Below are 12,511 nucleotides of genomic sequence, written 5' to 3' on the forward strand. Positions count from 1 at the left end.
CCAACAGATTTTAGACAAAGTGCAGGGAGAATTATAACTCCCTGCACACTTTAGTTTATAAAATATACAACAGTATGAAATTATACAATATTATTTCCCTTTTCTTATTCCTTTTATATAATGCTCAATCACTAAGTGCACAATCACTAAAAGGAAGAATTATAGACGAAAACCAAGAAGTTTTGTCATACATAAACATTGCAGTATATCAAATGGAAGATTCTGTCCTGATTGCCGGAACGATAAGTGATGAAAGCGGGCTGTTCAACTTCAGCGACATTAGACAAGGAAATTACAGGCTTAAAGTTTCTGCAGTTGGATATCAAACACATCAAATGAACCTGCAAGTACATGAGAAGGAGAGTATAAACTTAGAGGACATAATGCTGAAGCAAGATAATATTACATTGAATGAAATCATTATCAAAGCGAAGCAAAACCCACTATCGGTAAACAAGGGAAAATATATATTGAATGTAAATAAGTCAGAGCTAAAAAAGCAGGCAACAATATTCGATGTACTTTCATTTCTTCCGGGCGTAATATCATCAGAAAACGGTGTTTCTGTCATTGGGAAAGGTTCTCCATTGATTATACTGAATGGTCGTGAAGTACGCTCGCTCGCCGAACTGGAAGTCCTGCAGCCCGACCAGATTAAAGAAGTCAGCGTAGACAATCACCCCTCTGCAGAATACAGCTCACAATACAACAGCGTCATTCTTATCACCACAGTCGGTAAACTTAAAGACTATGTGTCTTCCCAACTTTTCCATACTTCAACATTTGCCCGCAAATATAATGACAGAGAAGGAGCTAATATCAACATTCTGCATGGGAGATGGTCACATTTCCTTTCTTACCAGATAAAGGATTACCGCTCCAAAGACAAAGCAAAAAACAGATATGAACTCTATGACTCCTCTACAAATAATTTGATTAGCAATAATAGTTCGGACAATCGTGCTACCGGACATTCTGATACCCACAATTTAATTATGAGTACCAGCTATAAATTTAATACTCAAAACAACCTTAACATCCAATATTCATTGGACTATGACAATAATCGCAATCATGCAAATACAGATGAAGAGACATCATTGAATAAAGAAACGATTCTCCATGCCACTGACCAAAATATAAAAAACAAGAGTCAGTTACACAATATCGAAGCGATGTTTGTCCACAAAGGGGCAGAAGGAGAATCCCTTTCACTGACTGGTGGATATATTTATTCCAAAGATGACCTTAGCAATTTGATAAATACGGATAAGACACAACTAAACCGGATTGACGGAAACAACGACTACAAGGTAGCAACCCTGAAAGCAGACTATAAAAGAAATATATTTGCCGATTATGAATTACAGGTAGGCGGGAAATTTGTCAATACCCACAATTCCGGTAGCTCCGAATCCTATAATCCAATCAATGAAAGCTACTTCTACAAGAACAAGACAATATTGAAAGATGGCATGCTTGCCGGTTATGTCACACTCAACCATCAGTTCAAAAGATTTTATGTATCAGCAGGAGTTCGTGCTGAATATATCAATTCCGACTATAGCCAAGACGGAGAAAAGTTATACAACAAAAAAGATTTCAATTTATATCCGACAATAGATTGTGAATACACAATCAATCCCAATGTTATTATAACAGGAGGGTATGAAAATAAAAGTAGCCGCCCGAGTTTCAGCCAACTATCTCCAATCATCCGCTACATCAATGCCATGCTATATGAGAAAGGAAACCCTGAGTTGAAGTTGATGAATTCACATAACGCATATTTAGCCCTTATTCTACACCGCAAATTCTCCATTGAAGCAAGTTATACCTACAAAAAGAATCTTTCAATGTATGTATTTCAGACCAATCCACAGGTAGAAGGCAGTCTTGTAAATAGTCCGGTAAATATAAACGCTTCCTATTATTTATTGACAACCAGCTATTCGGACAAATGGGGTATATATCGTTTTTCCTACAATGGTGCTATAATGTACGATGTGACTAAACTTCCATATCTGGGAAAGAAAGATAGCAACCTCCACCCCCGCTTCACTCTTTCCACAGTCAATCAGTTTGATGTATGTAAACAAACCATGCTCTTTTGCAATTTCAATGTATCTTCAAAGTATCAATCACTCGGTACTCAAATGAAGCCCGCTTACGACCTTACATTAGGAATATTGAAAACATTCTTCAAGGATAACAGACTTCAGGTAATCATTTCAGCCAATGATATTTTGCACAAGGCTCTGCCCAACTCAACCACTAACATCAATCACGTCTGGTCGCAAAAGATATTAGATCCGGACAGCCGGAACATTACAATCTCTATCAAATATAATCTGAATAGTTTCAGAAACATGTTCCAGAAGAATAAAGCTAATGCTGAAGAGCTCAATAGAATTGTAAACTGATAAAGCCCATAAAAAGTGTCTAAATTCCCTCTATCCATACAGCATGACTCCATGCAATGTGGCATTACCTGCCTGCAAATGGTATGCAAATACTATGGCAAAGAGTATACCTTCACGCAACTATCCGAACTATGCTTTGCCACCAACGAAGGAGTTTCCCTACTCGGTATCAGCCAAGCTGCATTGAAGTTGGGACTACAAGCCCTTTGCGGACGTGCTACGACGGAGCAATTACAAAAAGTACAACTCCCTTGCATCCTACACTGGAAACAAAACCATTTCGTCGTACTCTATAAAGTAAAAAGTCGGAGAAAAGGTTCCTTATACTATGTCGCCGATCCCGGAAAAGGAAAGATAGTCTATGCCGAGAAAGAATTCAAAGACAACTGGCTCAGCACCCAATCCAAAGGTGAAGAAAAAGGTGTAGCTATGTTCTTGAATCCTACACCGGCATTCAAAGAGTACAGCATGGCAGGAGAACAGCATGAAGGGAAACGCTCTTTCAGTTTCCTTTTCGGCTACATCCGGCAATACAAACGATACTTCGGACAAATTATCCTTGGCCTATTAGTAGGGTGTCTGCTACAGCTCATCCTACCTTTCCTCACACAAGCCATTGTCGATGTAGGTATCACCCACCAGAACCTCAAATTCATCTGGCTAATACTGCTGGGACAGTTGGTATTGACCATCAGCCGCACCACAGTCGATTTCATCCGCCGCTGGATATTGCTGCACATCAGCATGCGCATCAATATCTCGCTGGTGAGCGATTTCTTCATCAAACTGCTAAAGCTCCCCATGTCCTTTTTTGACACCAAACTGATAGGTGACCTCTTGCAGCGCATGGGCGACCACAAACGCGTGGAACAGTTTCTCACCACGCAGACGCTCTCCGTGATGTTCTCATTGCTGAGTTTTGTAATTTTCGGTATCGTACTGCTATGCTACAACACGATAATCTTTGCCGTCTTTTTATTAGGCAGCATCCTTTATGGAGTCTGGATTGCCACTTTCCTCCGCCGCCGCAAAGTGCTGGACTACGAATTATTTGAAAAACAAGCCATAAATAACAACAAAACCTACCAGTTCATCACCTCCATGCAGGAAATAAAACTGCAAGACTGCGAACAACGCCGCCGCTGGGAATGGGAGGATGTGCAGGCCGACCTCTTCGGCGTACAGATGAAAAGTCTGAAACTGCAACAAACACAAGAGGCGGGCAGCATCTTCATCAATGAAGTGAAGAACATTGTTATTACTGTTGTAGCCGCCACAGCCGTCATACATGGAAGCATGACACTGGGTATGATGCTTGCCGTGCAATACATCATCGGGCAACTCAACAGCCCCGTAGAACAGTTGATGAAGTTCCTCTATTCACTGCAAGATGTCAAGATAAGCCTGGAACGCATCAACGAAATCCACGAAATGAAGAATGAAGAAAACAACGGCAGGCAACTGACTGCGTTAGCGGATAAAACCGGAGACCTGAAATTTGAAAACGTTGACTTCAAATACGACCCCCATAATCTGCAGAAAACAATTGATAACATAAATCTGACAATCCCCCAAGGAAAAACAACAGCCATCGTCGGAGCATCAGGAAGCGGTAAAACAACACTCATCAAGTTGTTATTAGGCTACTATCCTGCTTTGAGCGGGGATATAAAAATAGGAGATACAAACATCAATGACACCAACCTCAAATGGTGGCGTCGCCAATGTGGCGTAGTGATGCAGGACGGAATCATCTTCTCCGAATCCATTGCCCGGAACATAGCGGTAGATGACGAAGAGATAGACGGAAACAGATTGTTGCGTGCCGTTGAACTTGCCAATATAAAAGGCTACATCATGGGCTTGCCCTTAAGATACAGTACGTTGATAGGGCAAGACGGCATAGGACTAAGCCAAGGACAGAAACAACGCATCCTGATAGCCAGGGCCATCTATAAAAATCCGGAATACATCTTCCTGGATGAAGCCACAAATGCACTCGATGCAGAGAATGAACGGGTCATCGTTGAAAACCTGTACGACTTCTACCAAGGAAGAACCGTAATAGTCGTGGCGCATCGCCTCAGCACAGTGAAGCATGCCGACCAGATTATTGTACTGGATAAAGGAAGAATCATAGAAACAGGAAATCATAATTCATTGATAGAAAAACGTGGAGCCTACTACAACTTAGTGAAGAACCAGCTTGAATTAGGCAATTAAAACAACAGGAGGATTTACCATGACAGATTATGAGAATATAGAACTGCGTAGCGAAAAAGTACGGAACATCATCGGAAAGGTTCCCCCTGAATTAGTAAGAGGAGGAACAGGCTTTATAGCCGCCATTCTTCTTTTATTAGTATTAGCCGCCTCTTTCATTCCGTATCCGGAGAGTATAAAAGCCAGTGTGAACGTAACATCCGTAGATGGCGACGATGTTATCGCAGAAGCGTTTATCCCCTACCACTACATCACAAAAATAAAAAAAGACATGCAGATGCAGATAGAAATGGATGGCTACAGAGCCAATACATTCGGCTACAGGGATGGAAAAATCACGCAAACCGTAGACAGCGTAATCATCCTGAACGGCAAACACTATTTCCGTGCTGCATTGAGGATAAGATCTCCTTTTCGTTATGCCATAAAAAAAGACATGGACGGATTTGCTTTCATTCTGATCTCCGATAAGAGCATCCTGCAATATATATTAAACAAATAAAAGCAATTTCCTAATTATCCGACAAACAGGACAATTACACCCGCTTCGTACCTTCTTCGCATCTCCTTCGTACCCTCCTCGTACCCCCTTCGCTCTTTTCGTCCCTCTATAGAAGCGAAGAAGACGCAAAGAAGGTACAGCCCAAAAGAGAAATGGAACAGAATACAAACAGGAGATATGTATAATCTCTTTTTATCCGGACGCTAAACTTTTCTCCGTGTATTGTTGCATCAAGTAAAAGTTTGTTTTATTTTTGCAGTTTAACAATACAATTTATAACCTAATAGGCGAAAAACATTATCAATTATGGATACAAGCAAGATTGTCGGAGAAAAAATCAAGTCGCTCCGTGAAAGCCAGTCAATCAGTATTGAGCAACTGGCCGAACGTTCCGGTTTAGCCGTAGAACAGATTGAACGCATTGAAAACAACATCGACCTGCCTTCATTGGCCCCGCTCATCAAAATAGCCCGCGTGCTGGGTGTACGCTTGGGAACTTTCCTTGACGACCAGGACGAAACAGGACCTGCTATCTGCCGTAAAACAGAATCCAAGGACACCATTAGCTTCTCTAACAATGCTATCCAGAGCCGCAAGCACATGGAATACCATTCCCTGTCCAAGTCGAAAGCAGACCGCCATATGGAACCTTTCATCATCGACGTAGCCGCTACGGAAGACAGCGACTTCGTACTTTCCTCACACGAAGGTGAAGAGTTTATTATGGTTATGGAAGGTATTATGGAAATCAGTTATGGCAAAAGCACATATTTGCTTGAAGAAGGAGACAGCATCTATTATGACTCCATCGTTCCGCACCACGTGCATGCTTACGAAGGCAAAGCAGCAAAAATTCTTGCAGTAATCTATACGCCCATTTAATAAATTGAAAATTGAAAATTAAAAATTGAGAAATAACTATGCTGTCATGCTGCATGGTATCTTTCATTTTTTAATTTTCAATTCTCAAGTTTCAATTTAATAACTATGTTATACGAAAGAACACTCGGCCAATGGCTGGAACACTGGGCAGAGACTACGCCCGATAAAGAATATATTGTTTATTCCGACCGTAACCTGCGCTTCACCTGGAGCCAATTCAACCGACGGGTAGACGACATGGCGAAAGGACTAATCTCTATTGGCGTAGGACGCGGAACCCATGTAGGCATATGGGCTGCCAATGTGCCCGACTGGCTTACACTGCTGTATGCCTGCGCTAAAATCGGCGCCGTCTATGTTACTGTAAATACCAACTATAAGCAAGCCGAACTGGAATATCTATGCGAAAACTCGGATATGCACACCCTTTGCATTGTGAATGGTGAAAAAGACAGCGACTTCGTACAGATGACTTACACCATGTTACCGGAACTGAAAACCTGCGAACGCGGACATCTGAAGAGCCAACGTTTCCCACACATGCGCAATGTTGTTTACGTAGGACAGGAGAAACATCGCGGTATGTACAATACGGCTGAAATCCTCCTACTGGGTAACAATGTGGAAGATGAATGTCTGAATAATCTGAAAAGTCAGGTAACCTGCCATGATGTGGTGAATATGCAATACACATCCGGCACCACCGGTTTCCCGAAAGGCGTTATGCTCACCCACTATAACATAACTAACAATGGTTATCTGACGGGAGAGCACATGAAGTTCACCAGCGACGATAAGTTATGCGTTTGTGTACCCCTCTTCCACTGCTTCGGTGTAGTACTTGCCACCATGAACTGTCTGACACATGGCTGTACGGAAGTAATGGTGGAACGCTTCAATCCGCTGGTAGTGCTTGCCTCCATTCATAAAGAACGCTGTACGGCTCTGTACGGTGTCCCCACAATGTTCATTGCCGAGTTGCATCATCCGATGTTCGACATGTTCGATATGTCCAGCCTGCGCACCGGCATCATGGCTGGCTCACTCTGCCCAGTGGAACTGATGAAGCAGGTGGAAGAAAAGATGTATATGAAAGTTACGAGTGTATATGGTCTGACAGAAACATCGCCGGGTATGACAGCCTCACGCATTGACGACCCGTTCGATGTCCGTTGCAATACCGTAGGACATGATTTTGAACATACCGAAGTCAGGGTTATCGATCCCGAAACCGGAGAAGAATGTCCGGTAGGTGTGCAAGGCGAAATGTGCAACCGGGGCTATAACAACATGAAGGGTTACTATAAGAATCCGCAAGCCACAGCCGAAGTAATCGACAAGAATGGCTTCCTTCACTCCGGTGACCTTGGTGTGAAAGACGAAGACGGCAATTACCGCATCACCGGACGCATCAAAGATATGATTATCCGTGGCGGCGAAAATATCTATCCGCGAGAAATTGAAGAGTTCCTCTACAAGCTGGAAGGTGTGAAGGATGTGCAAGTGGCAGGCATCCCATCGAAAAAATATGGCGAAGAAGTAGGTGCTTTCATCATACTGAAGGAAGGAGCGGATATACACGAATCGGATGTACGCGACTTCTGTACAGGCAAGATTTCACGTTACAAAATACCTAAATATGTATTCTTCATTGACGAATTCCCTATGACGGGCAGCGGCAAGATACAGAAATTCAAACTGAAAGATGTAGGATTGCAACTTTGCAAGGCACAAGGAATCGAAATAATATAAAGAATTAAATATAAAGAAACAGGCTGTACAATTAAGTTGCAGCCTGTTTCTATTTAACCACACATTATAATTCATCGGGCATGGGAACCTTTTGCCCGGTTGCCCTCACGGTAGGCATTGGGGCATCCCAACCACGAAGACGGGTACCAAGTTCTTTTGCCATTTCCCTCACTATTTCCAAATGTCGGGCAGCCAGATTGTTACGTTCACCAATATCTTCACGAAGATTATAGAGTTCCAGTTCGGCAGTATGCATACGATAGACCAATTTCCAATCGCCCTTACGGAGAGCACTCATGAAGTCGATATCATCCTGATCCTCAAAGCGAAGCTGATGAGGAAAATGAAAGATGATGCCACGCTCAGGGTCAATGCCCGAAATAGCTTCGGGAATTACAATAGCATTAGCCTCGCGTTGATTGGTAATCTTCCCACTTTTCTGAGCCTTAGCCACATACCGGGAACCTTTCTGAATCAGTTTCACTAAGCTCTGACCATCTCGTTCCTGAACGGTTTCGTATTTCTTCACCCCTGCCATTTCAAGGATTGTCGGGAACACATCTTCCGCCGAAACAGGCGTATTGATACGCGTTCCGGCACTAACCTTACCCGGCCAGCAAAAGAGCATAGGAACACGGATACCACCTTCATAAACCGATCCTTTCCCTTCACGTAACGGGAGATTCTGAGTATGAGGTTCCCCACCCTTCTCATTTCCTACACTATGTCCTCCGTTGTCGGAGTAAAAGATGATAATTGTATTGTCAGCCACACCTTTATTTTCCAGAAAATCAAGCACATCTCCTAAACTTTTATCCATGCCTTCCACCATGGAAGCATAGCGCGCCTGTCCTTCATCCATTCCGGCATCGAGGTAGGGCTGAATATAACGCTTATCCCGTTGAATGGGAGTATGATTAGAATAATGGGAAAAATAGAGATAGAAAGGTAACTTCTGCCTGATGGGATGTTCTAGCGTTTTGAGTGCTTCGCGGGTCATAGCTTCGGTCAGATGTACATCAGTACCATAATATTGTGACATATTTTGTACCGAACCATAATCACCCTTACCCGGTAAATTGCCAAAATTATCTTCGGGAAGATAGCTTTTGGGATGACCATTGCTCGAACCGGCAATGTTAACCACAAAGCCCATATTATAAGGATTTGAACCGGGCGTACCCGCAGGCCCCCAATGTGCCTTACCCACATGAATAGTATGATAGCCCGCATCACGAAGAATTTCAACCATAGGAGTTGCATAGAAGGTATGATTGAGCCCGTATGTTTCACGTTCCGGTTCGAGAGAAACGGGACAGAAAGCATTATAGTTCCACTCCGGATGAGCAAAAATATCATCGAGATTCTCATTGGTGGCACCAGGGTGACCGCCAATTGCATCCGGCACAATATCTTTATAGAGTGAAATAAACGACGTAATCTTCATGTGAGCAGGGTTCATGCCAGTCATTAGAGATGCACGTGTAGGTGTTGAAACCGGACAAGCATAAGCGTTTGTCATCATGACACCCATTTGAGAAAGACGCTCCATATTGGGCGTTTTAAAACGCTGGTTATTAGGGTATATTTCTTCACCGAAAGGCAGAGAAGATTCTGTCCACCCGAAATCATCTACTAAAAAGAAAACGATATTAGGGCGCTGTCCGGCATAGAGATTCTGTGAGAGAACTAAAGGAACGGCTAACGCCAAGCTGCATATTGATTTATTGATTTTCATATGTATTTATTTTTTAGACCATGAGTCACTGCGGAACGGAGTTGCCGGTAGCCCTTCCTTATTATAAAGATTCGCCCGAAAGAAATTCGCAAACGCATAACGTACCGCCACGGGCTCCTGCACCTGAGAGGAGGACACTTCAATGCGGTTACCGTTAATAATCGCTTTTGCAGGATAGAATTTCCGATCTGCACCGGCTATATAGAAACCTTCCACTGGTTCATCATTAGGCGTCATTAAACCATTATCTGCATAATCAAAACTCAGTATAAGTTTGCTCCCAGATAATTTCATAGACTTAAACAGAGGACCGGAACAGACAATATTCTTACCATATTGTTTAGCCAACGCCCATAAAGCTAATCTTTCTCCTGGAACACGTTTGTTGCGGGGATGGATATCAAGCGAATCGCCTACGTCAGTAGTAACCACCATGCCCAGATTCTTCAATCCACCCTGCCACGTTTGAAGCTGAGCTTCCCGGATACCGGCAGGCTGACCTTTGAAAGGAGCAATCTGAACGAAGTAAAAAGGCATGTCCGGTTGTTTCCACTCCTTACGCCAACTATTAATCATATTGGTAAATACCTGTTGATATTGCTCATAGCGCATAGCATTGGCTTCCCCCTGATACCAAATAGTGCCCTTGACGGTGTAACCCAGAATTGGTCTAATCATGCCGTTCCATAGTGTGGACGGAACTTTATAAAGTTTATTCTGTTTCACATTCTCTACTCCAAACTCATCGAACACATCTGCATAAAGTGGGTTATTTTCCATCACCTCCATTTTAGTCCATGACTCCACATGTGTATCACCTTTGGCTGAAAGAATGAGTCCGACAGGAATATGGAGTTCTTTGAAAAGACGTCGACCGAAAACAAAACCCACTGCTGAGAAATTATAAGCATGGTCCGCAGTACAAACAAGCCACTTCCCCTCACAATCATCACGTTCACCGTCAGGTGCCAGACAATAAGGCACGGTGAAGAGACGGATTTCAGGATAATTGGCGTCCTGTAGTTCTTTGTCGGCCCCTTCCATACCGGTTTGCCACTTCACATCTTTTTGTTTGCCAACCGGAAAAAGCATATTACTCTGTCCACCGCAAAGCCATACCTCACCAATCAAGATATTGCTGACTGTTACAGTGTTCTCTCCACTAACGGTAATCGACTGATTTTTCATCGTTGCACGAGGCGTTTTCAATTTCACAATCCATTTGCCATCTTCAGAAGCAACCGCAGTCATAGCCTTAGTAGCCCATGAAGGTTGAACAGTTATGACTTCACCCGGTTCTGCCTTCCCCCAGATATTAACTCTGGTATCTTGTTGCAAAACCATATTATCAGAAATGATAGCGGGAAGTGTTACTTTAGCCAACACAGGGCAACAAGTAACAACAGCCAACACCACCAATAATACCCATTGCTTTTTCATTACTCTATTCATTATAGTTAACCAATTCTTTTTTCTTTCCAATACAACAAACAAGGAAACTAATACTACCACCAACAACAACCCACCAAGGCCAAGCCAGCTTGAGAGTTGCACCGAATAAAGCTGTGCTCCACCAGCCCAAAATGCCGGGTTGAAGAAGCAGAACTACCAAACAGCCGGTAACCAATGCGGCTACCACACTATAAACATTGCCACGACGGGTCAAAACAGCACAAAGGAATATCCCCAACATACCGGCATAGGAGAAACTCATGATGCCAAGCGCAAAATCAACCAACGACTGATCGCCCGCTTCTTGCATCAAAGCAGCAATAATAGCAAAAGCCGTCAATACAATCCCCATAATGATTACAAGGAAACGTGATTCCTTCAACTCTGACTTAACTTTCACATTACCCTTATCGCGTTTTTGTCTCCAGGGAAGATAAAGATCGGAGAACAAGCTACTAGTCATTGAATTAATGGCCGAATTAAAGCTTGACAATGCAGCAGCAAGTAGCCCTACCACCATCAGACCGAGAACGCCCGTTGGCATGTGGTTGAACATATATTGCGGGAATACCTGACGGCTATCATTTAACATGTCACTCGGTGCGGTTGCACCAAGTAGCTCCGGACGTGAATAGAACACATACAACAACGAACCGATAATCATAAAGATCACAACAACGGGAAGAGAGATAACCTGAGAATATACAAGTGAACTTGCCGCCTTTTTCACAGACTTGCAGGTCAGCTGGCGTTGTACAAATTCCTGATCCGTACTATATTGTGCAAACTTAAAGATGGCGCAGGCAAAAAGAGCACCAATCAAATTATAGGGTTCGGTTAGTGACAACTTCGGATCAATCACCTGTAGCTTGTCACCGGACTCCGTATTTTCAAGCACATTGACAATCTCACCCAACGATAGCGGAATGGCACTAAATAACAAATAAATGGCAACCAGACCAGTACCGATTACGAGCAGAATTTGAATCGTATCAATATAAATCAATCCTTTTATGCCTCCAGCCATTGTATAAATTGTACTAACAATGCCAAGAATCACAATCGAAGCAATCAGGTTAGGAAACAATATATCATTATAAAGCATTACAGACACCGCAATGGCAGCAATGAAAAGGCGTGAGCCTGACGTAAGCAATTGCCCCAACAAGAACATGATACTGGTCGCCGTTTTAGCGCCATCACCAAAACGATTACCCAAATAACCATAAATGGTTATCGTATTGGCTTTATAAAGGGCAGGCAAAATAATATAAGCTGCCATTAAGCCACCAATTATCGCCCCAACACTAAGCATGATATAAGTAAAGTTACCGTCGAAAGCAATTTGAGGTGCGCCAACAAATGTACCGGCACTGATTGATGTTCCAACCGCAGCAAAAGCTACCAACCACGTCGGCATACTTCGCCCGCCAAGGAAATAATCTTCAACATTTTTATTTTTACGAGAGAAGAGGAAGCCTATCATTGTCAAGGCTCCCAAAAATAGAATTACTATAATCCAATCTAATAATTGCATGG

7 protein-coding genes and 1 pseudogene are annotated in these 12,511 nt (G+C 42.9%); 5 read left to right on the top strand and 3 right to left on the bottom strand.

What is annotated here, in order from left to right; translation table 11 throughout:
• Window positions 1–74 precede the first annotated feature (74 nt).
• From QZ135_RS01385 to QZ135_RS01405, 5 genes are all read left to right on the top strand, one after another.
• Window positions 75–2,423, top strand: a complete 2,349-nt coding sequence (locus QZ135_RS01385; RefSeq protein ID WP_294605224.1) for an outer membrane beta-barrel protein — start codon at window positions 75–77, stop codon at window positions 2,421–2,423.
• 15 nt (window positions 2,424–2,438) lie between these two features.
• Window positions 2,439–4,646, top strand: coding sequence for a peptidase domain-containing ABC transporter (locus QZ135_RS01390; protein ID WP_294605228.1), 2,208 nt, complete (start codon window positions 2,439–2,441; stop codon window positions 4,644–4,646).
• A gap of 19 nt (window positions 4,647–4,665) precedes the next feature.
• Window positions 4,666–5,148, top strand: a complete 483-nt coding sequence (locus QZ135_RS01395; protein ID WP_294605230.1) for an HlyD family secretion protein — start codon at window positions 4,666–4,668, stop codon at window positions 5,146–5,148.
• 306 nt (window positions 5,149–5,454) lie between these two features.
• Window positions 5,455–6,030 (top strand): XRE family transcriptional regulator, encoded by a 576-nt coding sequence (locus QZ135_RS01400; protein WP_294605233.1) that lies wholly within the window; start codon window positions 5,455–5,457, stop codon window positions 6,028–6,030.
• Window positions 6,031–6,135: 105 nt separating this feature from the next.
• Window positions 6,136–7,782 (top strand): AMP-binding protein, encoded by a 1,647-nt coding sequence (locus QZ135_RS01405; protein WP_294605236.1) that lies wholly within the window; start codon window positions 6,136–6,138, stop codon window positions 7,780–7,782.
• Between the two features lie 64 nt (window positions 7,783–7,846).
• Here QZ135_RS01405 and QZ135_RS01410 read toward each other — a convergent pair whose 3' ends face one another.
• The 3 genes and pseudogenes from QZ135_RS01410 to QZ135_RS01420 all read right to left on the bottom strand — a co-directional run bounded on the left by QZ135_RS01410 (window position 7,847) and on the right by QZ135_RS01420 (window position 12,509).
• Window positions 7,847–9,520 (bottom strand): sulfatase, encoded by a 1,674-nt coding sequence (locus QZ135_RS01410; protein ID WP_294605238.1) that lies wholly within the window; start codon window positions 9,518–9,520, stop codon window positions 7,847–7,849.
• A gap of 15 nt (window positions 9,521–9,535) precedes the next feature.
• Window positions 9,536–10,960 (bottom strand): annotated as a pseudogene (locus QZ135_RS01415) (sialate O-acetylesterase); the annotation flags it as partial.
• 4 nt (window positions 10,961–10,964) lie between these two features.
• Window positions 10,965–12,509 (bottom strand): sodium:solute symporter, encoded by a 1,545-nt coding sequence (locus QZ135_RS01420; RefSeq protein WP_294605241.1) that lies wholly within the window; start codon window positions 12,507–12,509, stop codon window positions 10,965–10,967.
• Window positions 12,510–12,511: the final 2 nt, after the last annotated feature.

Origin of the sequence: uncultured Bacteroides sp., from assembly GCF_905207245.1 — a bacterium.
Classification (GTDB): Bacteria; Bacteroidota; Bacteroidia; order Bacteroidales; family Bacteroidaceae; genus Bacteroides.